The sequence below is a fragment of the Nonomuraea jiangxiensis genome (genome assembly GCF_900099965.1).
In the GTDB taxonomy this organism is placed as follows: Bacteria; Actinomycetota; Actinomycetes; order Streptosporangiales; family Streptosporangiaceae; genus Nonomuraea; species Nonomuraea jiangxiensis.
In genome coordinates this window covers 146,929-170,584 of record NZ_FNDJ01000002.1, presented here as the reverse complement: position 1 = coordinate 170,584, position 23,656 = coordinate 146,929, and the positions used below count along the sequence as shown (strand labels likewise).

Here is a 23,656-nt window from a genome sequence, read left to right as displayed (position 1 = left end):
ATCAGGCCGGAAAAGAGGTCGGGCCGAAGCAGTCAGGAGAACATCGGGTGGGCTCGGCCCTTTCCGCGGACTGGCGGCGTCCCGTGGCGCGCACCACCCAGCCTACGCCCTCAGTTCAGCAGCCACATGGCGGCGTTCTGCACGATGAGCACCACGGCGGAGGCGGCGGCCACGATCAGCACGGCCGTCCGCACCTTGCCGCCGTCGACGTAACGCCGCACCGGCGACGACACCAGGAAACCCAGCACCATGGGCACCAGCAGCACCGCCCCCGTCACCAGGGCCTGGGGCGGCAACTCGCCCACCACCGCCAGGACGAGGATCGACTGCGCCGCGCTGAGGAAGAAGAACATCGCCAGCGTCGCCCTGATCTGGGGCCCCTTGGCGTGCTGGTAGACGAGCGCGATGGGCGGGCCGCCGATGCCGGTGGCCGTCCCGGTGACCCCCGACACGAACCCGGCGGCGGTGACCGTCGCCCCGTTACGCGGCACGCTCAGCGCCCTGGCCGTCAACCCCACCGCGATCAGCACCATGACCGCCACGAAGACGCCACGAGTGTATGCGGAAAAGTAGACAACAATGACTGCACCGACGACGCTTCCCGGCACTCTGCCCAGCACCGCGAACCTGATCCCCCGCCAGTCGATCCGCCGCCATTCCACGGCCAGCGTGAACAGCGGCAGAACCATGTTGACCACCTGGATGGCGCCGGGCATGAGGTCGGGGCCGAGCAAGGTGAGCACGGGCGCCGCCACCAGCCCCGCACCGAACCCGACGCTGCCCTGGACGATCGCACCAACAAAAACCGCTAAGCCCCCGAAGGCCAGCACCAACGCCGCATGAGTCATGCACGAGAGTCAATCATCTTTACTCTCAGTTTATATTGTTGCTCGGAGAGTGACCGTGGTGGTGTAGTGTGCTGGCAGACGCGGACGTAGTCTCAGGAGTATGGCCATGAAACCCAAGGCGACCACGATACGCGTCAGCGTCCGAACCCGTGACCGAATCGCAGCACTGGCCAAGAAGGCAGGTGAACCCATGACCGCGATCATCGACCAGGCCATCCGGGAGATGGAAAAGAAGCACCGCTGGCAGCGCGTCGCGGAGCAGATGGAGCAGACACAGAAAGAAGATCCGCAGGCTTGGGCCGACTACCTCACCGAGTCCGAGTTGGTCCATGGTCCACGACCGCGCTCCACCCGCATCGCACCGGAGTGGGAGGGGCTCATCACGTTTTCCGAGGAGAGAGATGAGGGTGATCCAGGGCGAGATCTGGCTCGCTGACCTGGGCGAGCCGAGCGGCCGCGAACAGGGCTACCGCCGCCCTGTGCTGGTCGTCAGCAACGACGACTTCAACGCAGCGACCGCAGTCAAGATCATCGTTCCGCTGACCACGACCAACCGGGGCTGGGAGAACCACATTCCCATTCCCCGTGAGGGCACCGGGTTGGAGAAGCCTAGCTGGGCCATGGTCGAGCACGTGCGAAGCGTGTCTCCGCAACGGTTCGGCAGGAGGGTCGGGATCGCTCCTGACGAAGTTGTCCGCGAAGTGACGGACTGGATCACGGACATGATGTAGAAATTTCGCCGCCCGGCGAAATAGAGCTTCGCCGGGTGGCACGTCTCATCGTGCCACAGTTCGCCGGTCCGTCAGGCCGCTTCGCCGCAGGCGCGTGTTCCGGTGCGCCCCCGACGAGAGGAGCCGCCCGGGTGGGGGTCGTCCCTCCGGGCGGCTCTTCGGTGTGTCGGGTGGTTCCCCCGATACGGGCGCGTGAGGATCACGCCCCACCCCCGGCATGGCGCCAAGGGTTTCCCGGCCCCCGCGTGGCTCATGACCGCGCGGGGACCCGGGAAGTCACTTCGCCAGCAGCGAGCGCAGCACGTACTGCATGATGCCGCCGTGGCGGTAGTAGTCGGCCTCGCCGGGGGTGTCGATGCGGACCACCGCGTCGAACTCGACGTCGCCGGCCTTGACGTGCACCGTGCTCGGGATGCCGCCCTGGTTGAGCTCCGTCACGCCCGTGATGTCGAACGCCTCCTCGCCCGTCAGCCCGAGCGCCTCCGCCGAGCCCCCCTCGGGGAACTGCAGCGGGAGCACGCCCATGCCGATCAGGTTGGAGCGGTGGATGCGCTCGTACGACTCCGCGATGACCGCGCGCACGCCCAGCAGCGCCGTGCCCTTGGCCGCCCAGTCGCGCGAGGAGCCCGAGCCGTATTCCTTGCCCGCCAGCACCACCAGCGGCGTGCCGGCCGCGGCGTAGTTGACCGAGGCGTCGTAGATGTAGGACACCGGGCCGTCGGGCTGGGTGAAGTCGCGGGTGTAGCCGCCTTCGGTCCCCGGCGCGATCTGGTTGCGCAGGCGGATGTTGGCGAACGTACCCCTGATCATCACCTCGTGGTTGCCGCGCCGCGAGCCGTAGGAGTTGAAGTCCTTGACCTCGACCCCGTTGGCCTGCAGGTATTGCGCGGCCGGGGTGCCGGCCTTGATGGAGCCGGCCGGCGAGATGTGGTCGGTGGTGACCGAGTCGCCGACCTTGACCAGCACGCGGGCGCCGGTGATGTCGGTCACGGGCTCCGGCTTCGGCGGCATCCCGTCGAAGTAGGGGGCCTTGCGCACGTAGGTCGAGGCCGGGTCCCACTCGAAGGTGTCGCCGGTGGGGATCGGCAGCGAGCGCCAGTGATCGTCGCCCTTGAACACGTCGGCGTAGTCGCGCTCGAACATGTCGCGGCCGATCGAGGAGTTGACGACCGCCGAGATCTCCTCCGGCGAGGGCCAGATGTCCTTGAGGAAGACCGGCTCGCCGTCGGCGCCCAGCCCCAGCGGCTCGGTGTCGAGGTCGATGTCCATGGTCCCGGCCAGCGCATAGGCCACCACGAGCGGCGGCGAGGCCAGGTAGTTCATCTTGACGTCGGGGTTGATGCGGCCCTCGAAGTTGCGGTTGCCGGACAGCACGGCGGTGACCGCCAGGTCGTTGGCCTGGATGGCGTCGGAGATCTCCGGCAGCAGCGGCCCCGAGTTGCCGATGCAGGTGGTGCAGCCGTAGCCGACGAGGTTGAACCCGATCTTGTCGAGGTACGGCTGCAGCCCCGAGCGCTCGAAGTAGCCGGTGACGACCTGCGAGCCGGGCGCCAGCGAGGTCTTGACCCACGGCTTGCGGGTCAGGCCCTTGTCGACCGCGTTGCGGGCCAGCAGCGCCGCGCCGAGCATGACGTACGGGTTGGAGGTGTTGGTGCACGAGGTGATCGCGGCGATCGAGACGATGCCGTGGTCGATCTCGAACGAGGTCCCGTCGGCCAGCGTGACCGGGACCGGCTTGTGCGGCCGGCCGCCGTTGGCCTGGGCGTTGGAGGCGGGCGCGTCGGAGGCCGGGAAGGACTCCTCGACCGCCTCGTCCACGCCGTCGGCCGTGTAGTTCTGTACGTCGTGGCGCCAGGTCGCCTTGGCGGCCGACAGCGCGATGCGGTCCTGCGGGCGCTTGGGCCCGGCGATCGACGGGACGATGGTGCCGAGGTCGAGCTCCAGGTATTCGGAGAACACCGGCTCGGGCGAGGCGGGGTCGAGCCAGAGGCCCTGGGCCTTGGCGTAGGCCTCGACGAGCGCGATCTGCTCCTCGCCGCGCCCGGTCAGCCGCAGGTAGTCCATGGTCTGGCCGTCGATCGGGAAGATCGCGCAGGTGGAGCCGAACTCGGGGCTCATGTTGCCGATGGTGGCCCGGTCGGCCAGCGGCACGGACGCGACGCCCTCGCCGTAGAACTCCACGAACTTGCCCACCACGCCGTGCTTGCGCAGCATCTCGGTGATGGTCAGCACCAGGTCGGTGGCGGTGGCGCCGGCGGGCAGCTGGCCGCTGAGCTTGAAGCCGACCACGCGCGGGATGAGCATGGAGATCGGCTGGCCGAGCATCGCGGCCTCGGCCTCGATGCCGCCGACGCCCCAGCCGAGCACGCCGATGCCGTTTTCCATGGTGGTGTGGCTGTCGGTGCCGACGCAGGTGTCGGGGTAGGCCCTGACCACGCCATCGTCGCCACGGGTCATGACCACCCGCGCCAGGTGCTCGATGTTGACCTGGTGGACGATGCCGGTGCCGGGCGGCACCACCTTGAACTCGTCGAAGGCCGTCTGCCCCCAGCGCAGGAACTGGTAGCGCTCGCGGTTGCGCTCGTATTCGCGCTCGACGTTGCGCTGGAAGGAGTCGGGGTGGCCGAAGTAGTCGACGATGACCGAGTGGTCGATGACCATCTCGGCCGGGGCGAGCGGGTTGATGCGCGCCGGGTCGCCCCCGAGGTCCCGCACGGCCTCGCGCATGGTGGCCAGGTCGACGACGCAGGGCACGCCGGTGAAGTCCTGCATGATGACGCGGGCGGGAGTGAACTGGATCTCCACGCTGGGCGCCGCCTTCGGGTCCCAGCCGCCCAGCGCGCGGATGTGGTCGGCGGTGATGTTGGCGCCGTCCTCGGTGCGGAGGAGGTTTTCCAGCAGGATCTTCAGGCTGTACGGGAGACGTGCGGCGCCCTCGACGGCATCCAGCCGGAAAATCTCATATGCCGCGTCGCCGACGCGTAGCGTGTCACGGCTGCCGAAGCTGTTCGCGGACACGGTGATTCGCCTCCTCCATCAGACAGTGGTCGGTGCTCATTGGTCGCTCACCGCTCCTCACACGCATCGCGAAACCCGCCGGGCTACCACGCAGCGCGCTGTGTCGCGTTCGCTCCCCTCAAATCCTGCCGCACTTCAAGAACCATACGAACGTTAGGTGACCCTAAGTCGCAGGCGACGACAGGTCTCTCGACATCAAGATATCTCCGATGGTATCTCGACATCAAGTTAAAGCGGCGCCAGCCGCCAATAGAGCAGGCCGACGATGGCGACCGACAGCACCGGGGCGAGGATCTTCTGCTCGAACTTCTTGCCGGTCTTGATGCCGATCTTCCATGGCAGCACCCACTTGACCGACATCGGCCAGAGCACCGGACATCCCCGCTCGGTCATGCAGTCGCCGACGACGTGGATGAAGCAGCCGACCCCCACGGCCAGGCCCAGCCAGGCGTATCCGACACCGAGCGAGAGGAAGACGGCGAACAGACCGGCGGTCATCCCGATGTTGACCATGGCGGACCCGAGCTTGTTGCCCGGGATGCCGACGCCGATGGCCCGCAGGGCGAGGCCGATGAGCAGCACGACCATGATGTCGCGCCCGAGAGGATAGGTGCCGGCCAGCCAGTGCGCCCCCAGCCCGAGCGCCACCGCGAACAACAGCGAGTGCGTCGCCCCGCGGTGCCCGCCGCTGACCCAGGACACGGCCTTGCTGAGCAGCCAGGTGACTGGCCCGAAGGTCTGCGCGATCGTCGCGCTCGGATGGTCGAGGTCAGGCAGCATGGCGGCGCCCGCGCAGATGATCGCTCCGGCGATCAGCTCGGCGGGGGTGAGCGCGGTGGCCATGATCCCGGTGTCGACGAATCTGGAGGACTCGTTCAGCAGCGGCAGTGCGGCGAGCGGCGGCGCCAGTCCGAGCCAGGCAATGGCCCCGGTCATCGCGTGCGTGTGCCCCATCATGATCGGGACTGTACGGCAAAGAAGCGCTTTACGCGCCGCGACCCGCCCCGGGACGGGAACCCCGGCGGAACCGGCGCCGGCGACCGGCCGGAAGGCGGGCGCGGAAGCCCCGACGAGACAGGGGGATAAAGCAGACGAGGCCGCTTCCGCGGCGACAGCACCCCCCAGCCCTGCCGACGCGGAACGACCTCGTCCGCACTGAATAACGACCCTTCTTCCGATCGTGTTCCCCGATTCCGCAACTTTTTCGTGATGTGCCTCACTCTCTCGCCACCCTTGCGAACGACATAGTGTCGATATATCGTTGATGCATCGAGAACAGATCACGATATAGGGGGAAAAATGACTTCCGCACACGCAACAAGCGGGCCCTGGCCCGGCGCACACGAATACCGCAAGGCCGCCCGCGAGGCGTTCAAGGCGGTGACCGACGCCTTCGAGGAGTTCGGCGGGCGCCACCACCATCACCACGAGCACCGGCAACGCGGCCGGCGCGGCCCCGGCCCGTTCCCGTTCGACTTCGGGCGCGGCGGCCCGTGGGGCGGTCCTGGCGGGCCCTGGGGCGGCGGCCACCGCGGCTGGGGCGGCCGGACCCGCAAGGCCAAGCGGGGCGACGTACGCGCCGCGATCCTGGCCCTGCTCGCCGAGGAGCCGCGCAACGGCTACCAGATCATCCAGGAGATCGCCGAGCGCAGCGAGGGCGGCTGGAAGCCCAGCCCCGGCGCCGTCTACCCGGCGCTGCAGCAGCTCACCGACGAGGGCCTGGTGATCTCGGAGGAGCACGAGGGCCGCAAGAACTTCCGGCTCACCGAGGCGGGACGCAACTACATCGAAGCCCACGCCGACGAGGTCCGGGCTCCGTGGGACGAGATGCGGCCCGACATCGACGACAACACTGCCGATCTCTGGCATATCGCCCGACAGTCGGCATTCGCCATGATGCAGGTTCTTCAGACCGGAAACGACGCACAAATCCGCGAAGCGCGTAAGACTCTTGTTGAGACCCGGCGCAAGCTCTACCAGATCCTGGCCGACGACGAACCGGGCGAGGAGTGACCACATGACCGGCGTCGCAACGGCTGCCCGGTCCAGGGGGAACGAGGAACAGGGCGTGGACCGCGACGAACTCCGCATCGGCGACGCCGAGCGCGAGCAGACGATGGCGGCCCTGCGCGAGCACTTCGCGCAGGGCCGGCTCACCCACGAAGAACTCGACGAGCGACTCGACCAGACACTGGCCGCCAAGACGGCCCGCGACCTCGCGAAGGTGACGTTCGACCTGCCGGGTCACGGACCGCAGGCCCACCCCGCCGAGCATCCCGGCCCCCTCCCGCCCTACGACCGGGACGCCTGGCGGGCGGCGATGAAGGCGCACCGGCAGCAGATGCAGTCCGTGCGCGACGCGCAGCGCGAGATGCGCCGGAACTGGGCGCATCACCCCCACTGGGGCCACCGGCACCCCCGGGGCGGCCACCCCAGCCCCGTGCTGCCCATGCTGTTCCTGCTCATGATGGTGGGGCTGCTCTTCGGCGGGTTCGGGGCCTTCAAGGTGCTGCTCGTGGTGTGGCTACTGGCCCTGATCTTCAGCGTGGCCCGGAACAGGCACCGCCGCCGCTGATCGCTCGTCCAGATCGTTTTGGGCCTTGACCCTGTCTGGGGCTCATTTCATGATCTGGGCGGGTCTTCAGCCGCGAAAGGACGTCGCATGGCCGAGCACGGTACTCAGGTCCGCCGTACGAATCCGTTCGCCGCCGTGCCCGGCGCCGACGGTCTCGTCCTGGACGTGCCGGACTACCTGGCCGGTTTCGACCGCGACCACGCGGCCTGCGCGGGGCCGATGTGGAAGCTGGAGCGCGCCCAGGACTTCTACGAGCCCGACGTGGCCAGCTGGCGGGCCATGATGGACGGCGACTGGGAGCGCTCGCTGGCGCTGGCCGACCGCATGGCGGCGCCCATGGCCGAGTTCTTCCGCACCCGCCTGGCGGTCCACCGGGTGCGGGTGGTGGAGTTCCCGATCAGCGCCTACCTGCAGTGGGAGATGCACCTGCTGGCGCTGCGCGCCGCGGCGGGCTCCCCGTGCCGGGTGATCCCGGCCGCGCGGATCGCGGACCTCGACCCGCTGCCCGAGCTGGTGATCTTCGCCCCTACCCTGATGTACGAGGTCCTGTACGACCGGTACGGCGGCTGCCGCGGCGGCCGCCGGATCACCGATCCCGAGGTCGTCGGTCCCTGCCTGAGCCTGGTCAGTGAGCTGTTCGCCGAGGGGGAGGACGTGCTCGAGTTCCACCGGCGGGAGATCGCGCCGCTGCCGCCACCGGTCGTCACGGACGAGATGCGGGCCGCGCTGCCCTCCTACGCGCACCGGACCGAGGAGTTCCGGATCTGACCGGCCCAGCGCCGATCAAGGGCAGGTGCCGAGCCCGGCGCAGGCCACGAAGTGACCCGGCCCGGCCTCCATGAGGCCGCCGGTGCCGCCGCGCGCGTGGTAGAGGCAGGCGTCCACGGGCGTGGCGTCGGCCCACTCCTGGTGCAGCCGCGGCACCGCCGCGAGCAGCTCGCGCGTGTAGGGGTGCAGCGGGTCGCCGAAGACCCGCTCCGTCGGCCCCAGCTCGACCACGCTCCCCCTGCGCAGCACCACCGTGCGCTCGGCGAGATAGTTGCCCAGCGACAGGTCGTGCGTGATGTACAGCACGCCCAGCCCCCTGGCCTTCAGATCGGCCAGCAGGTTGAGCACGTCGATGCGGGTGGAGGCGTCCAGCATGCTGGTGATCTCGTCGGCCACCAGCAACTTGATGTCCAGCAGCAGCGCCCGGGCGATGAGCAGGCGCTGCAACTGGCCGCCGCTGAGCTGGTGCGGGTATTTGCCGAGCACCTGGCCGGGGTCGAGCCGCACGTCGCGCAGGCTGTCGCCGACCCGCCGCGCCCACTCCTCCCCGGGAACGGTCCGGTAGTAGGTGTCCTTGATCAACCCGAACACCCGGTCGGCCTTGAACACCGGGTTGAAGGAGCTGAACGGGTCCTGGAAGATGCCCTGGACGTGGCGGTAGTACTCCTTGCCGGCCCTGACCGGGCGGCCCTCGAAGGTGATCGAGCCGCCGCTGACCGGGTTCAGGCCGAGGATCATCCGGCCGATCGTGCTCTTGCCGCTGCCGCTCTCGCCGATCAGGGAGACGACCTCGCCGGGCCCGAGGTCGAAGCTGACGTTCCTGACCGCCGTGACGCTCTTCCCGCCGAAGGCGCCGATCCTGAATTCCTTGGTGACGTCGTCGAGTTTGAGCATCATGCCTTCCAGCAGGCGACGTAGTGGCCGGCGGCGACCTCGGCCACCGGCGGGTCCTCGGCGCACTCCTCCCCCGCGATCGGGCAGCGGTCGCGGAAGCGGCAGCCGGCCGGCGGGTCGAGCAGCGAGGGCGGGCTGCCGGCGATGCCCGTCAGCCGCCGGTCGGTGTGGCGCACGCCGACCTCGGGCAGGGAGTCGAGCAGCAGCCTGGTGTACGGGTGCCGGGGCGCCTTGACGATCACGTCGGCGGGTGCCTTCTCGGCCAGCCTGCCGGCGTACATGACCATGATCGTGTCGGCGATGTGGTGGGTGAGCGCGAGGTCGTGGGTGACGAAGATCATGCTCTTGACGTAGCCGCTGTCGCGGAAGCCGAGCAGGGCGCGGGCCACGGCCTTCTGGGTGGAGACGTCGAGCGCCGAGGTGACCTCGTCGGCGATCAGCAGGGACGGGTCGAGCAGCGTGGAGACGACCATCACCATGCGCTGCTTCATGCCGCCCGACAGCTCGATCGGGTAGCGGTCGAGCACCTCGCGGGGCAGGCCGACCTGGCTCATCCGGCTCTCCAGCTCGGCGGTGTCCAGGGTGACGCCCCGGGACCTGAGGAGCTCGGTGACCATCCGGCGGATCTTGCGGGTCGGGTTGAGCGCGCTCATGGCGTACTGCGGGATGAGGGAGACCTGGTGGAAGCGGTAGTCGTTCATGCGGCGGTCGTCGGCGATGGGCAGCTCCTCGCCGTCGAGCACGACGGTGCCGCCGGCGTGGCGCATGCGGCCGTCCAGCCGGATGAGGCTCTTGCCCAGCGTGCTCTTGCCGCAGCCGGACTCGCCGACCAGGCCGAGGATCTCGCCGTCGGCCAGGCCGAAGGACAGGCCGTCCAGCGCGCGCACCTCGCCCTTGAGCGTCCTGTAGTACACCTTCAGCTCGCTGACCCGCAGGCTCATGTCTCCCTCAGCTTCGGGTTGAAGACCTCGTCCAGCCCGACGTTGGCCACGTACAGGGCGCCCACGATGGCGGTGATGGCCGCGCCCGGCGGCACGAACCACCACCAGAGGCCGAGCTGGAGCGCGCTCCATTGGTTGGCGTTCTGCAGCATCAGGCCGAGCGAGACTCCCTCGGTGGGGCCGAGGCCGATGAAGTCCAGCGAGGACGCGATGAGGATCGAGCCGCCGAACAGCAGGATGAACGTCATGAACAGGTAGGAGCTCATGTTCGGCGCGATCTCCCTGGTGATGATCCGCCAGGTGCCCGCCCCGCTCATCCTGGCCAGGTCCACGAACTCCCTGGTACGCAACGAGAACGTCTGCGCCCTGATCGCCCGCGCCGCCCACGGCCACGACGTCAGCCCGATGAACAGGCCCTGCACGCTCACGCTCCTGATGCCCAGGTAGGCGTTGATGATCAGCAGCACGGCCAGTGTGGGGATGACCAGGACGATGTTGGTCAGCATGTTGAGGATCTCGTCGACCAGGCCGCCGCGGTAGCCCGCCACGAAGCCGACGAGCATGCCGATGGCCGCCGCGATGCCGCCGCCGATCGCGCCCACCGCGAACGTGCTGCGCAGCCCGTGCCCGAACTGCAGGAAGATGTCCTGGCCGAAGGTGGTGGTGCCGAACCAGTGCTCGGCCGAGGGCGGGCTCATGGGGCGGGTGCCGTACTCGTTGGGGTTGCCGCCGAGCAGCACGGGCACGATCAGCCCGAGCAGGAGCAGCGCGAGCACGATGCCGAACCCGGTCACCAGCTTGCCGTTGCGCACCGCGAAGTAGAGCGCCTCGCGCCGCACGCCGGCGCGCTCGCGCGGGGCGACTTCCTGGAGTGCCGTCATGCCCGCGCACCCGCCATTCCCGCCCGCGTACGCGGATCGACCACGACGTAGACGATGTCGATGATGAAGTTGGCGATCAGCACCCCGATCACGATGAACAGGAACGCGCCCTGGAGCAGGAAGAAGTCCTTGTTCTGGATGGCCTTGAGTATGAGGCTGCCGAGCCCGGGGTAGGCGAAGACGATCTCGGTGACCAGCGCGCCCGCCACCAGGACGCCCAGTTGCAGGGCCAGGCCGGTGATCTGGGGCAGGACGGCGTTGCGGAAGGCGTACTTGCGGATGAGCCGGGCGGGGGCGCCGAGCGCGGCCAGGTAGTTGGAGTAGTCGGACTCCAGCTCATAAATGATCATGTTGCGCATGCCGATGGCCCAGCCGCCCAGCGCCACCAGGAAGAGCGACAGGAACGGCAGTGTCCAGTGGTGCAGCAGGTCCAGCAGGAACGTCCACGACCAGTTGGGCCGCATCGAGAAGCTGTAGCCGCCGGCCACCGGGAAGACCCCGGCCAGCACGCCGAGGGCCCAGGCCAGCAGCACCGCCAGCCACATGTACGGCATGGCCGTCAGGACGTACCCGACCGGGAGCACGGTGTTGTCGAGGAGCTTGCGCCGGGCGGCGTACGCGCCGAGCCGGTTGCCCACCACCCAGCTCAGCAGCACGGACGGGACGATCAGGGCCAGCGTGTACGGCACCGCTCCCCCGATCACGGTGCTGACCGGGTGGGGGAACAACCAGATGCTGAGCCCGAAGTCGCCCCGGAAGAGCGCGGCCCAGAAGTTGAGGTACTGCTGCCACAGCGGCTGGTCGAAGCCGAAAAGGCCGCTGTAGTAGCGGCGCATCGCCTCGACGGCCGCGGGCTGGGTGATGTTGGCCCTGGCGACCATGCTGGCGACCGGGTCGCCGGGCATGAAGCGCGGGATCATCCAGTTGACCGTGACGGCGACGAAGAAGGTCAGTCCGTATATAAGGAGTTTCCTACCGAAATAACGGCGCACGCGAGTCTCCGTGAAGGCCCTCCGCCCTCGGGGTTCGCCGGGGGCGGAGGGGCTGGTCGGTCCGGCAGGGAGATCAGGAGCCCGAGGGCTGGAGCTGGGTGAGCGTCTCGAAACCGCCCAGTTCGAGCCAGTTGCGCCACATGACGGCGCCGGTCTTGGGGGCGCTGCCGTTCGCCGCCGGCCAGTTCTTCCACACGCTGGTGCTGGCCTGCGCCCACAGGCCGTTGTACCAGAGCGGGATGATCGGCATGTCGTCGAGATGGATCTGCTGGAGCTGCGAGATGACCTTCTTCATGCCCTCGACGTCATCCGTCCTGACCTGGTCGAGCTGCTTGACCAGGCCCCAGGCCCGCTCGTTCTCGTACCTGGCGAAGTTGACCGTGTTCTGCTGCGCCCGGACGGGGAGCTGGAACATGTACTCGTAGTAGGTGTACGGCGAGTTGGACAGCTGCCGCTCGTTGTTGACCAACAGGTCGAAGTCGCCCTTGGTCCGCCGCTCCACCAGCGCGTTGAAGTCGGGGAAGTCCGGGGTGACCTGGATGCCGGCGGTCTTGGCGCTGGCCGAGATGGACCTGGCGGCCTCCATCCAGTCGGTCCAGCCGGACGGCACGATGAGGGTCAGGGCGATCTTGGAGCCGTCCTTCTTCTCCACGTACCCGTCGCCGTCGCGGTCCCGGTAGCCGGCGTCGGCCAGCAGCTTCTTGGCCTTGGCCGGGTCGAAGCCGAACCCGGACGCGCCGACGACGCCCTGGTCCACGAACTGTTCCCACTGCGGCAGCAGGCCGGTGGGGCTGGCGGCCTTGACGAGGTTGCCGTACACGCCTTCGACGATCTGCTTGACGTTGATCGAGGAGGCCAGCGCCTTGCGGAAGGCCGGGTCGTCCATCGGCTTCCTGGTCGAGTTGGGCACCAGCCACGCGGTGTTGGCCGACAACATGTACGGCGGCTGGTCGTAGTAGGTCGTAAGGCCGAAGTTGCCCTGCACCAGGTTGGCCACGCCGGGCAGGAAGTTGTTGCTGAGGTCCAGCCCCTTCTGCAGCAGCATGCCCATCGCGACCTCGTTGCTGGGGGTGGCGATGTCGACGATGTAGCGGGGCTTGGGCTCCATGTTGAGCGCCGCCTTGCCCCACCAGTCGTCACGCCGCCGTAGCACCACGCGGTCCTGGTCCTTGCTCATGAACGTGTACGCGCCCGTGCCGACCGGGTTCTCGTTGACACCGTCAAGAACCTCGCTCTCCGAGCGGTCCTTCCAGATGTGCTCGGGGACGATCGAGCGGCTGTAGAGCATGAAGTCCCACTCCTGGTAGTTCGCCGTGGAGAAGGTGAACCGCACGGTCTGGTCGTCGGGGGCCTCCGCGGCCGTCAACCAGTCCCACAGGTTGTGGTACGGGATCGTCTCCATCTTGCCGAGCTCGTAGGAGAAGACGACGTCCTTGGCGGTGAACGCCTGGCCGTCGGACCACTTGATGCCCGGGCGCAGCTTGACCTCGTACGTGGTGTCGTCGGTCCAGGAGCCGCTTGCCGCCAGCCACGGCGTGAGCTTGGCCGCGTTGGGGTCGTAGTGGAACAGCGTCTCGTAGACCAGGCCCTTGGTGCCCACGGCCGAGTCCCACTCCCTGATCGGGTTGAAGTTGGGCGGCGGGCCCCACTGGGTGCCTGTCGTGTAGAGCGTCTCGTTGCGCGGCAACGAGTCGGGATCGGCACTGGCCACCGCGCCCTGGTTCTGCGCTGGGGAGGCCGGCGGGGTCGGCGTGGATCCGCCGCCGGTGCAGGCCGCGGCGAACAGGCCCGCCGCCACGAGCGGAATCATGATCCGAGCCCGGTTACGCATCGCTTCTCTCCTTCCCTCCGCGCCGGGCGCGGGGGTTCGCAGGCTTGGGAGCGCTCCCAACGGCAACGCGAAACGCACTCCCGCCATGGAGACCGGTGAGTGGTCACTTCTCAGGGGTGAACAGGCCGGAGGGCCTGCTGAACCGGATAAGTACCGCGAACGTAAATTCCGCGTGTCGGTGCCGTCAAGGGTCGTGACGCTTTCGAGACGTCGGCCCGGAAACGCTCCCATGGGGCGGAATGCGAATGTCCGGGCACGTGACGAGCGGGCGAGGGCTGGGGCGGCTAACCGGTTCAATCAAGGCATGCGATGGACCCGGAGCCCCAGATAAGCGGGGTCCGGATCGGCGGCGTGGCGCCGACCCAGGGTGCATGGCGCCGGCTCAAGCGGCGTGGCGCCGGCTCAGGGGCGGAGTGCCGGCTCAGGGGCGGAGTGCCGGCGTCCCGGCCTCCCGACAGGAGGGAGACCGGGACGTTTGTGGGTGCCCTGCTTCCCGGAGTAGAGCCCCACCTGTCCACTTTATGGCCTTTTATCCGTTTTTGTGGATACTTGAGAAGTTTTCAGATCAGAGCCAGCCCATGCGCTGGGCGGTGCGGATGGCCTCCAGGCGGTTCTGCGCGTTGAGCTTGGTCATGGCGCTCGACAGGTAGTTGCGGACGGTGCCCTCGGTCAGGTGCAGCTCGCCCGCGATCCTGGAGATCGTGGCCCCGTCGCCGGCCAGCCGCAGCGCGTCGCGCTCCCGCTCGGTCAGCGGGCTGTCGCCGGCCGCCATCGCCGCGGCGGCCAGCTCCGCGTCCAGGTAGCGGCCGCCCGCCTGGACCTTGCGGATCGCCATCGCCAGCTCCTCCGCCGAGGCGTCCTTGCCCAGGAAGCCGCTGACGCCCGCCGCCATGGCCCGGCGCAGGTATCCGGGGCGGCCCAGGCTGGTCAGGATGACGATCTTGCACTGGGCGCTGATCTGCTCGGCCGCGCTCAGGCCGTCCATGCCCGGCATCTCGATGTCGAGCACGGCCACGTCCGGCCGGTGCGCGGCCACGGCGGCCATGACCTCGTCGCCCCGGCCCACCTGTGCGACGACCTCGATGCCCTCCTCCAGGTCCAGCAGGGCCGCGATGGCGCCCCTGACGAGGTGCTCGTCGTCGGCGAGCAGCACGCGGGTGGTCATAGAGTCTCCCTCGGCATCATGCGGGCACCGCCGCCCTCAACAGGTAGCGGCCCGCGTCCGACGGCCGCGCCTCCAGGGTGCCGCCCGCCGCCCGAACCCGGTCGGCCAGCCCGGCCAGGCCGACCGGCGAGTGCTCGCTCACCGGGCCGCTCACCCCGTCGTTCGACATCTCCAGCACGCCGTTCTCGATGGTGATGGTGCAGCGTTCCGCCTTGCTGTGCTTGAGCACGTTGGTCGCGCCCTCGCGGACCACGTTGGCCAGCAGCGTACGGGTCTCCTGCGGCAGGGTGCCCGTCTCGACCTGGACGGTGCAGCGTACGCCGGCCGCCTCCAGCACCGCCCGTACACTGGCGAGCACCTCGTCCAGGTCGACGGCCCGGTAGCTCTGCACCACGGAGCGGACCTCGCGCAGCGACCGCCTGGACAGGTCGCGTACCTGGAACATCTCCCCCGCGGCCGCCGCCGCGTCCACCCGCAGCGTGCGCTCCGCGTCGGACGTCCGGGCCGAGATGTCGGCGAGGCTCTGCCCGAGCAGGTCGTTGAGGTCGCGGGCGAAGCGCAACCGCTCCTCGGAGACCGCCAGCCGGGCCATGGCCTCCTGCCCCTCGTGGGCCTCCACGGCCAGCCGCCAGAGCCGCAGATTGGCCCACACCCCGCCGACGCAGGCCACGGTGAGCCCCAGCTGCACCACCAGGAACAACAGCATGAACCGGCCGAGCACCACCGTCACGGCCGTGTTGACGGCCACGATCGACACCACGGACAGGGCGATGACCAGGCGCTTGCGGACGAACGCCGCCATCAGCCCGAGCCACGACGGGATCGGCCAGATGAGCAGCATCGCGCCCAGGGCCAGGGCGATGACCCCGGTCACCGCCAGGATCCAGGTCGGCCGCGCACCGCCTCTGACGGCGATCCTGAACGGCCGCGTGGACAGCACCAGGAAGATCGTCAGCAGCACCACGGCCGCCACCAGGACGGGCGCCGCCAGGCCGTACTGCCGGCGGACGAACAGGTCTATGAAGCCGAGGGCCCCGAGCAGGATGATCGCGTCCGTGGAATAGACGATCAGCCAGCGGGCCTTGTCCAGCTTCGTGGCCCGGCGCAGCCGCTTCACGCGGGCACCGCCGCGCGCAGCAGGAACTCGCCCGTCGGAGTGGGCGCCGCCGAGAACGAGCCACCCGCCGTGACCAGCCGCTCCGACAGGCCGCGCAGCCCGTTGCCCGGCGCGGCCACGGCCTCGTGCACGCCGTCGTTGCGCATCTCCAGCACGCCCCCGGCGATCGTGATCGCGCACCGTGTGGCCTTGCTGTGCTTGAGCACGTTCGTGCCTCCCTCGCGAACCGCCCAGGCCAGCAGTGTCCTCGCGGCCGGCGACAGGTCGTCGGGCCGCAGCTCGATCTCGCAGCGGGCGCCCGCGGCCTCCAGCGCGGCCCGCACCCCTTCGAGCTCCTCGTCGAGGTCCAGCGCCTGGTATCCGTGCACGGCCTGCTGAACCTCGGCCAGCGAGTCGCGGGCCAGCCCGCGCACCTCGGCCATCTCGGCGGCGGCGCGGCCGGCGTCCTTGGTCGCCAGCTTGGCGGCGAGCTCGCTCTTCAGCGTGATGACCGACAGGCTGTGCCCGAGCAGGTCGTGCAGGTCACGGGCGAAGCGCAGCCGCTCCTCCGCCACGGCCAGCCGCGCCTTCGCCTCCCGGCTGTGCTGGGCGTCCCTGATCATCCACCACAACCAGCGCAACTGCACCATGCCCACGGCCAGGAAGGCGGCCCCGATCAGGTTGGCGATCAGAGCGGCCGGCCACTCCAGGCCCGCCGTGGAACCCGCGGTGATCAGGACGGCGACGGCCACCGTCAGCAGTGCCGCGGCCCGCGGCCGCAGGTAGAGCGCGGCCACCGACACCCACAGGATCAACGCCTCCAGCCGGACCGACGTGGGGTCCGGGCTCGGCGGCAGGAGCAGCAGGACGCCCGTCGCTAACACCCCGCCGAGCAGCAGCTTCGGCGTGGGGCGGGGCCTGTGGTCGTAGGCGGCGCGCAGCAGGAAGGGGAAAAGTCCGTGGAAGCCGAGCACGCACGCGATGGCGATCGCCGCGTGCGGGAGCGTGATCCTGCCGTCCATCGCCTGCGCGACGGCGATCCAGAGGTAGAGGGCGGCGTTGAGGGCCACCATGCCGTCCAGCCAGTAGACGATGATCTTCTTCGCCGTGTCCGGACGTGCCGCCATCACGCCTCCCCCCTGACTGGTTACCGGAATCCTAGTTCAGGGCAACCCCCGCCAAAGGACCCGTAATACGCGGGGGGCGGGTGTGACGCCGCGCAGTGACAGCCAGGCCAGCCCGTGGGAGGCGGCGTAACCGGCCAGCTTGCGCGCGTCGGACTCGTTCAGGTCGTCGGCTCCCGCCAGCACCGGGGTCAGCGCGATGCGCCCCCAGGCCCGCTCGGGGTCCGCGAGGCCCTGGGCCTGCGCGATCTGGTCGCGGGCGGCCCGCACCGCCACCGCCACCTTGCGCAGGCGACCGTCAGAGGCGCTCCGCCGCCCGGTGGTGCTTCGTCGCTCAGCGGCGCTTCGTCGTCCGACGGGGGTACGTGATCCGATGGCGGTACGCCACCCGGTGGTAGTGCGTGGCCTGGTGGTAATGCGTGGCTCGGTGACGTCGCGTGGCTCGATGGTGGCCAGCAGGTTGACGGTGTCGATCTCGGCGCCCGCCCGACGGGTGGCGCGCAGCATCGCGCTGTCGTCCGGGCTCAGCCCGTTCGCCCGCAGCGGCAGCGTGAAGCTCACCCGCAGCCGCCGCTCGTGCTGCACGGCCCGGATGGCCCTGGCCCGGCGCAGCACCGCCGCCCGGTCCGTGCTGCCGCGCACCTCGAAGTCCAGGGCGGCGGCATCGAACGCCCCGGCCACCCTGCGATAGGCGGCGGCCAGACCGCCCGGCCGCAGGCAGGTCTCGGCCAGGTCCTTGCCCGCGGGACCGCCGAAGACCGGAGCAGCGTCACCGCCCAGCGCCCTGAGCCGGCCGATGCGGTCGGCCACCGGGTTCTCGCCGGGATCGAGGGCGCCCACCCACCTGGGAGCGCAGCCGTCGCCGCCCGCGACCACATGGCCGAGCGCGTACCGGCGGACGCCGGTGCGCCGGTACGCGCCGGGCAGGTCGAAGCCCGGCTCGCGGGCGGTGTCGACGAAGCCCACAAAGCCGGTCGGCGGCTCCTGCGCCCCGGGTGACGGGACAGGTGACGGGGCGGGCGGCTGCGACGGGCCGCGCAGGGGCCGGCTGACGGATTGCGGCGGCGGCTCCGCGTCCGCCGGGAGCAGGCGGATCGCGACGGCGGTGGCGGCGGTGAGCGCGAGCGCGCCCAGGACGGCGAGCGGGCGCGGGAGCAGGCCCGGTTCTCTCTTCTGCCGCGACATAGGTCACCCCACGTGATCCGTCGGCTACGTACGGCGCTTGGCCCGTGAACGCTAGCAAGCACCCGCGGCACGGCGCGGCTCTTTTCCGGATCACGTCCGTTGTGTGCGGATAATGTGGGCATGAAGCTGCGGATCTTCACTGAGCCCCAGCAGGGCGCGACATATGACGACCTGCTCGCCGTCGCCCAGGCCACCGAACGGCTGGGTTTCGACGCTTTTTTCCGTTCCGATCACTACCAGCGCATCGGCTCCGGCGACCCCGGTCCCGGCTCGACCGACGCTTGGATCACTCTTGCCGCCCTGGCCAGGGAGACCTCGCGGATCCGGTTGGGCACCTTGGTGTCGCCCGCCACGTTCCGGTTGCCGGGGCCGCTGGCGATCAGCGTCGCCCAGGCCGACCAGATGAGCGGCGGGCGGGTCGAGCTGGGTTTCGGCACCGGCTGGTACGACGGTGAGCACGCCGCGTACGGCATCCCGTTCCCGCCGGTCGGCGAGCGGTTCGGGAGGTTCGAGGAGCAGCTGGAGATCATCACCGGCCTGTGGACGGCGGAGAAGGGCTACTCCTTCGAGGGTCGCTACTACCGGCTGGCCGACTCCCCCGCGCTGCCCAAGCCCGTCCAGCAGCCCAGGCCGCCGATCATCATCGGGGGCACCGGGGCCAAGCGCACGCCGCGGCTGGCGGCGACGTACGCGGACGAGTACAACGTGCCGTTCAGCACCCCGGCCGACACCGCCGCGGCGTTCCAGCGGGTGCGCGAGGCGTGCGCGGAGAGCGGGCGTACCGTGCGGTTCTCGGTGGCGCACACCACCGTCGTGGGCGCCGACGAGTCGGAGGTGGCCCGGCGCGCGGCCGCCATCGGCGAGACCACCGACAGCCTGCGCGGCCTGGCCGGCACCCCTGACCATGTGCTGGCGCAGATCGGCGAGTACGCGGAGCTCGGGGCCGAGACCGTCTACCTGCAGATCCTCGACCTGGCGGACATCGAGCACCTGGAGCTCATCGCGGCCGAGGTGCTGCCGCACGTCCAGTAATCGGTTAGCGGCGCTTCGCACCGTTACGGCACACTTGGGACGTGCTGCTGACGATCACGACCACCGCGAGGCCCGCCACGGAGCTGGGTTTTCTCCTGCACAAGCATCCCGGGCGTGTGCAGGAGTTCCGCCAGTCGTTCGGCACCGCCACGGTGTTCTACCCGGAGGCGGGCGAGGAGTGCTGCACGGCGGCGCTGCTGCTCGACGTGGACCCGATCGCGCTGGTCAGGTCGCGGGGCAAGGGCTCGCCCGACTTCAGCCTGTCGCAGTACGTCAACGACCGGCCCTACGCCGCCTCCTCACTGCTGGCGGTGGCGCTGGCCGACGTCTTCCGTACGGCCAGGGCCGGCCGGTGCGCGGCCCGGCCCGAGCTGCCGGGCACGCCGCTGCCACTGGCGCTGCGCCTGCCCGCTCTGCCCTGCCGGGGCGGGCCCGAGCTGGCGCGGCGGGTGTTCGAGCCGCTCGGCTGGGAGGTGGACGCGCGGGCGCTGCCGCTCGACGAGGGTTTTCCTGAGTGGGGCCAATCCCGATATGTCGGGCTCACGCTGCGCGGCACGGTTCGCCTGGCCGACGCGCTCAACCACCTGTACGTGCTGCTCCCCGTGCTCGACGACGCCAAGCACTACTGGATCGCCCCCGACGAGGTCGACAAGCTGATCAGGGCCGGTACGGGCTGGCTGCACGAACACCCGGAGCGCGGCCTGATCACCCGGCGCTACCTCGGACGGCGCCACTCCCTGGCCCGCACGGCGCTGGCCCGGCTGGCCGAGCTGGGGGACGAGACCCAGGAGCAGCTGGAGCCCGCAGTCGAGGAGGAGCCCCCCACCGAGGAGACCGCGACCGAAGAGACCGCGGTCGAAGAGGCTGGGACCGAAGAGGCTGGGACCGAAGCCGAAGCCGGGGCCGATGTCGGCGCGGACGCCGCGACCGAAGCGGAGGCCGGAACCGGCGCGGAGGCCGAGGGCAGGCCGAAGGCGTTGAACGTGCGCCGTCGCGAGGCCGTGCTGGCCAAGCTGGCCGAGCTCGGCGCCACCAGCGTCATCGACCTGGGATGCGGCCAGGGCGAGCTGGTCGGCGCGCTGCTGGCCCAGCCCAGGTTCGCCAGGGTCGGCGGCATGGACGTCTCCTCGATGGCGCTCACCATCGCCGCCCGCAAGCTGCGCCTCGACCGCATGCCCGATGCCAAGCGGGCCCGGTTGACCCTGTTCCAGGGCGCGCTCACCTACACCGACCGGCGCCTGTCCGGTTACGACGCCGCCGTGCTCATGGAGGTCGTGGAGCACGTGGACCCCTCCCGCCTGGAGGCGCTCGAACGTGTCGTCTTCGGCAACGCCCGGCCGCCACACGTGCTCGTCACCACCCCCAACATCGAATACAACGTCCGCTACGAGTTCCTGACCGGGCTGCGCCACCCCGACCACCGCTTCGAGTGGACCCGCGCCGAGTTCGCCGCCTGGGCCTCGCGGGTGGCCGCGCGCTACGGCTACCGGGTGGCCTACGAACCGGTCGGCGACGACGACCCCGAGGTCGGCCCCCCGACCCAGATGGGAGTGTTCACCCGTGATCAGCGTTCCTGAGCTGTCCCTCGTGGTGCTCGTGGGCGTGTCGGGCAGCGGCAAGTCCACGTTCGCCGCCCGGCACTTCAAGCCCACGCAGGTCATCTCCTCCGACTTCTGCCGCGGCCTGGTGGCCGACGACGAGAACGACCAGTCGGCCACCCCCGCGGCTTTCGACCTGCTGCACCACATCGTCGGCGTGCGCCTGGCCAGGGGCCTGTTCACGGTGGTCGACGCCACCAACGTCCAGTACGCCGCCCGCCGCCGCCTGATCGACCTGGCCAGGAAGCACGACGTGCTGGCCGACGCCATCGTGCTCGACGTGCCGGAGGAGCTGGCCGTCGAGCGCAACGCCGTCCGGCCCGACCGTACCTTCGGCCCTGGCGTGGTGGTCCGCCAGCGCAAGGACCTGCGCCGCTCGCTCGGCAAGATCTCGGGCGACGGGTTCAGGCGGGTGCACGTGCTGCGCGGCGTGGACGAGATCGACGCCGCGGTGATCACGTACGAGAAGGCCTGGTCGGACAGGACTGAGCTGACCGGTCCCTTCGACATCATCGGCGACGTGCACGGCTGCCGTTCCGAGCTGGAGACCCTGCTGGACCGGCTCGGCTGGCGGCGCGGTCCGGCGGGGCTCGCGCACCCCGAGGGCAGGACCGCCGTGTTCGTCGGCGACCTGGTGGACCGCGGTCCCGACTCCCCCGGCGTGCTGAGCCTCGTGATGGACATGGTCGAGGCGGGCACCGCGATCTGCGTGATGGGCAACCACGAGCAGAAGCTGCTGCGCGCGCTCAACGGCCGCAAGGTCAACGTCGCGCACGGCCTGCGGGAGTCGCTCGACCAGTTCGCCGCGCAGCCGCCCGAGTTCGTGGCCCGGGCCAGGGCGTTCATGGACGGCCTGCTCAGCCACTACCGCCTCGACGGCGGCCGGCTCGTCGTGGCGCACGCCGGGCTCAAGGAGGCCTACCACGGCCGCGCCTCCGGCCGCGTACGCGCCTTCGCCCTGTACGGCGACACCACCGGCGAGACCGACGAGTACGGCCTGCCGGTCCGATACCCGTGGGCCGACGAATACCGCGGCCGGGCCATGGTCGTCTACGGCCACACGCCCACGGTCCGGCCCGAGTGGGTCAACAACACGATCTGCCTGGACACCGGCTGCGTGTTCGGCGGCCACCTGACCGCGCTCCGCTACCCCGAGCGCCAGATCGTCCAGGTCCCCGCCGAGAAGGTCTGGTACGAGCCCACCAAGCCGCTCGGCCACGGCCACGAGCCCGGCATGCTCGACATCACCGACGTGACCGGCACCCGCTACGTCGAGACCCGGTTCGGCCCCAGGGTCAAGGTCATGGAGGAGAACGCGGCCGCGGCCCTGGAGGTCATGAGCCGGTTCGCGGTGGACCCGCGCTGGCTGGTCTACCTGCCGCCGACCATGGCGCCGCCGGAGACGTCCCGGCTCGACGGCTACCTGGAGCACCCGCACGAGGCGTTCGAGGAGTTCGCCGCCGCGGGGGTGCGCGAGGTCGTGTGCGAGGAGAAGCACATGGGGTCGCGGGCGGTCGCCGTGCTGGCCAGGACGCCCGAGGTGGCGGCGGACAGGTTCGGCGTGACGGACGGCGGCACCGGCGTGGTCTACACGCGTACGGGGCGGCCGTTCTTCGCCGACACCGCGCCGCTGGTCGAACGGCTGCGCGAGGCGTGCGAGCCGCTGTGGGCCGCGCTCGGCTCCGACTGGGTGGTGCTCGACTGCGAGCTGCTGCCGTGGTCGGCGAAGGCGGGCGAGCTGATCAGGTCGCAGTACGCCTCCGTCGGGGCCGCCGCCCGCGCCGCGCTGCCCGAGGCGGTAGCGGCGCTGGCGGCGGCGGCCGGGCGCGGACTGGATGTGGGCGAGCTGATGACCCGCACCCGGCGCCGCGCCGATAACGCTGCCCTGTTCCGCGACGCTTACGCACGATACTGCTGGCCTGTTGACGGCCTCGACGGGATCAGGCTGGCGCCGTTCCAGGTCCTGGCCTGCGAGGGGCGGGCCACGGCGGTGGAGCCGCACGCCTGGCATCTGTCCACGCTGGCGCTGCTGGACTCGCCGCTGATCACCAGAACCGAACACGTCTTCGTCACGCTCGACTCGCCGGAGTCCCGGGCGGAGGCGACCGCGTGGTGGGAGGCCATGACGGCGGCGGGCGGCGAGGGCATGGTGGTCAAGCCCGCCGCCTACCAGCCCGGCCGGGTGCAGCCGGGGGTCAAGGTGCGGGGCCGCGAATACCTGCGCATCATCTACGGCCCCGACTACACCGAGTCCCTCGACGTGCTGCGCCGGCGCTTCCTGGGCAAGAAGCGCTCGCTGGCGCTGCGCGAATACGCGCTCGGCCTGGAGGCGCTGTCGCGGCTGGCGGAGGGCGAGGCGAGCTGGCGGGTGCACGAGCCGGTCTTCGCCGTCCTGGCGCTGGAGTCCGAGCCGGTCGATCCGCGCCTCTAGGCAGGGCCGGCGCGGAGATGGGCTAATCTCGCCGGTGTGATAGACGACGTCCTCGGCCCCTCGCTGGACGTGCTGTTCTGCGGCATCAACCCGGGCCTCGTGTCCGAGGCCACCGGCCACCACTTCGCCCGGCCGGGCAACCGGTTCTGGCCCGCGCTGCACCTGTCCGGCTTCACGCCGCGGCGGCTGGCGCCCGCCGAGCAGCACCTGCTGCCCTCGTACGGGCTGGGGATCACCAACATCGTGCCCCGCGCGAGCGCGAAGGCGTCGGAGCTGACCAGGCAGGAGCTGGCCGAGGGCGCCGCCGCGCTGACCACGAAGGTGGCGGCGGCCGGTCCCGCGGTGCTCGCGGTGCTGGGCATCTCCGCCTACCGCACCGCCTTCGGCCGGCCCAGGTCCCGCATCGGGGCGCAGGCCGAGACGGTGGGCGGGGCCAGGGTCTGGGTGCTGCCCAATCCCAGCGGGCTGAACGCCCACTGGACCCTGGCCGCCATCGCCGACGAGCTGCGCCGCCTGCGCGCGTCCCTGAGCTGACCGGGCCTACCG

21 protein-coding genes are annotated in these 23,656 nt (G+C 70.2%); 9 read left to right on the top strand and 12 right to left on the bottom strand.

Translation table 11 applies throughout. The features are described 5' to 3' along the window. Positions 1-110: 110 nt before the first annotated feature. Positions 111-848, bottom strand: a complete 738-nt coding sequence (locus BLS95_RS04070) for a sulfite exporter TauE/SafE family protein (protein ID WP_090929459.1) — start codon at positions 846-848, stop codon at positions 111-113. A 190-nt stretch (positions 849-1,038) separates the two neighbouring features. Here BLS95_RS04070 and BLS95_RS04065 point away from each other — a divergent pair, with 190 nt between their 5' ends. Next, positions 1,039-1,284: a hypothetical protein gene (locus tag BLS95_RS04065; protein ID WP_090929457.1), complete on the top strand. Its 246-nt coding sequence runs from the start codon at positions 1,039-1,041 to the stop codon at positions 1,282-1,284. Continuing rightward, positions 1,256-1,579, top strand: coding sequence for a type II toxin-antitoxin system PemK/MazF family toxin (locus tag BLS95_RS04060; RefSeq protein WP_218135598.1), 324 nt, complete (start codon positions 1,256-1,258; stop codon positions 1,577-1,579). Before BLS95_RS04065 ends, BLS95_RS04060 begins: the two co-directional genes overlap by 29 nt. Before the next feature lie 276 nt (positions 1,580-1,855). Here BLS95_RS04060 and acnA read toward each other — a convergent pair whose 3' ends face one another. Further along, entirely contained in the window at positions 1,856-4,597 is a 2,742-nt protein-coding gene (gene acnA, locus BLS95_RS04055; protein WP_090929453.1) for an aconitate hydratase AcnA, read from the bottom strand. 228 nt (positions 4,598-4,825) lie between these two features. Continuing rightward, entirely contained in the window at positions 4,826-5,554 is a 729-nt protein-coding gene (locus BLS95_RS04050; RefSeq protein WP_090929451.1) for a metal-dependent hydrolase, read from the bottom strand. Between the two features lie 342 nt (positions 5,555-5,896). Between BLS95_RS04050 and BLS95_RS04045 the strand changes: the two genes are divergently transcribed. The 3 genes from BLS95_RS04045 (at position 5,897) to BLS95_RS04035 (ending at position 7,940) form a co-directional block, all read left to right on the top strand. After that, a complete protein-coding gene (locus BLS95_RS04045; RefSeq protein ID WP_090929449.1) occupies positions 5,897-6,610 on the top strand; it encodes a PadR family transcriptional regulator in 714 nt (237 codons plus the stop codon). Positions 6,611-6,614: 4 nt separating this feature from the next. Beyond that, the gene (locus BLS95_RS04040; protein ID WP_090929447.1) at positions 6,615-7,172 is read left to right on the top strand and encodes a DUF1707 SHOCT-like domain-containing protein; all 558 of its coding nucleotides are present in this window, start codon (positions 6,615-6,617) and stop codon (positions 7,170-7,172) included. Between the two features lie 87 nt (positions 7,173-7,259). Then, entirely contained in the window at positions 7,260-7,940 is a 681-nt protein-coding gene (locus tag BLS95_RS04035) for a DUF6879 family protein (RefSeq protein ID WP_090929445.1), read from the top strand. Between the two features lie 15 nt (positions 7,941-7,955). Here the strand turns inward: BLS95_RS04035 and BLS95_RS04030 are convergent, their stop codons facing one another. The 9 genes from BLS95_RS04030 to BLS95_RS03990 form a co-directional block, all read right to left on the bottom strand. Further along, complete coding sequence (locus BLS95_RS04030; RefSeq protein ID WP_090929443.1) at positions 7,956-8,834, bottom strand: ABC transporter ATP-binding protein; 879 nt, start codon at positions 8,832-8,834, stop codon at positions 7,956-7,958. Beyond that, positions 8,834-9,775, bottom strand: a complete 942-nt coding sequence (locus BLS95_RS04025; protein WP_090929441.1) for an ABC transporter ATP-binding protein — start codon at positions 9,773-9,775, stop codon at positions 8,834-8,836. Before BLS95_RS04025 ends, BLS95_RS04030 begins: the two co-directional genes overlap by 1 nt. Further along, positions 9,772-10,656 carry an ABC transporter permease gene (locus BLS95_RS04020; RefSeq protein WP_090929439.1) on the bottom strand — a complete coding sequence of 295 codons (885 nt, stop codon included), beginning with the start codon at positions 10,654-10,656 and terminating at the stop codon, positions 9,772-9,774. Before BLS95_RS04020 ends, BLS95_RS04025 begins: the two co-directional genes overlap by 4 nt. Beyond that, positions 10,653-11,648 (bottom strand): ABC transporter permease, encoded by a 996-nt coding sequence (locus BLS95_RS04015; protein WP_090929437.1) that lies wholly within the window; start codon positions 11,646-11,648, stop codon positions 10,653-10,655. The genes BLS95_RS04020 and BLS95_RS04015 overlap by 4 nt, the downstream gene beginning before the upstream one ends. A gap of 73 nt (positions 11,649-11,721) precedes the next feature. After that, positions 11,722-13,479 carry an ABC transporter substrate-binding protein gene (locus tag BLS95_RS04010; protein ID WP_090929435.1) on the bottom strand — a complete coding sequence of 586 codons (1,758 nt, stop codon included), beginning with the start codon at positions 13,477-13,479 and terminating at the stop codon, positions 11,722-11,724. Positions 13,480-14,044: 565 nt separating this feature from the next. Beyond that, complete coding sequence (locus BLS95_RS04005) at positions 14,045-14,644, bottom strand: response regulator transcription factor (protein ID WP_090929433.1); 600 nt, start codon at positions 14,642-14,644, stop codon at positions 14,045-14,047. 16 nt (positions 14,645-14,660) lie between these two features. Beyond that, complete coding sequence (locus BLS95_RS04000; RefSeq protein WP_090929431.1) at positions 14,661-15,761, bottom strand: sensor histidine kinase; 1,101 nt, start codon at positions 15,759-15,761, stop codon at positions 14,661-14,663. Further along, the gene (locus tag BLS95_RS03995; RefSeq protein WP_090929430.1) at positions 15,758-16,867 is read right to left on the bottom strand and encodes a sensor histidine kinase; all 1,110 of its coding nucleotides are present in this window, start codon (positions 16,865-16,867) and stop codon (positions 15,758-15,760) included. Before BLS95_RS03995 ends, BLS95_RS04000 begins: the two co-directional genes overlap by 4 nt. A gap of 36 nt (positions 16,868-16,903) precedes the next feature. After that, the gene (locus BLS95_RS03990; protein ID WP_090929428.1) at positions 16,904-18,049 is read right to left on the bottom strand and encodes a glycoside hydrolase family 18 protein; all 1,146 of its coding nucleotides are present in this window, start codon (positions 18,047-18,049) and stop codon (positions 16,904-16,906) included. A 120-nt stretch (positions 18,050-18,169) separates the two neighbouring features. Between BLS95_RS03990 and BLS95_RS03985 the strand changes: the two genes are divergently transcribed. The 4 genes from BLS95_RS03985 to mug are packed head-to-tail and all read left to right on the top strand — an operon-like array spanning position 18,170 to position 23,644. After that, positions 18,170-19,081 carry an LLM class F420-dependent oxidoreductase gene (locus tag BLS95_RS03985; RefSeq protein WP_090929427.1) on the top strand — a complete coding sequence of 304 codons (912 nt, stop codon included), beginning with the start codon at positions 18,170-18,172 and terminating at the stop codon, positions 19,079-19,081. A 41-nt stretch (positions 19,082-19,122) separates the two neighbouring features. Next, positions 19,123-20,658, top strand: a complete 1,536-nt coding sequence (locus BLS95_RS03980) for a 3' terminal RNA ribose 2'-O-methyltransferase Hen1 (protein ID WP_090929425.1) — start codon at positions 19,123-19,125, stop codon at positions 20,656-20,658. Continuing rightward, positions 20,642-23,110, top strand: coding sequence for a polynucleotide kinase-phosphatase (locus BLS95_RS03975; RefSeq protein WP_090929423.1), 2,469 nt, complete (start codon positions 20,642-20,644; stop codon positions 23,108-23,110). The genes BLS95_RS03980 and BLS95_RS03975 overlap by 17 nt, the downstream gene beginning before the upstream one ends. 36 nt (positions 23,111-23,146) lie before the next feature. After that, complete coding sequence (gene mug / locus BLS95_RS03970; RefSeq protein WP_090929421.1) at positions 23,147-23,644, top strand: G/U mismatch-specific DNA glycosylase; 498 nt, start codon at positions 23,147-23,149, stop codon at positions 23,642-23,644. Positions 23,645-23,656 lie beyond the last annotated feature (12 nt).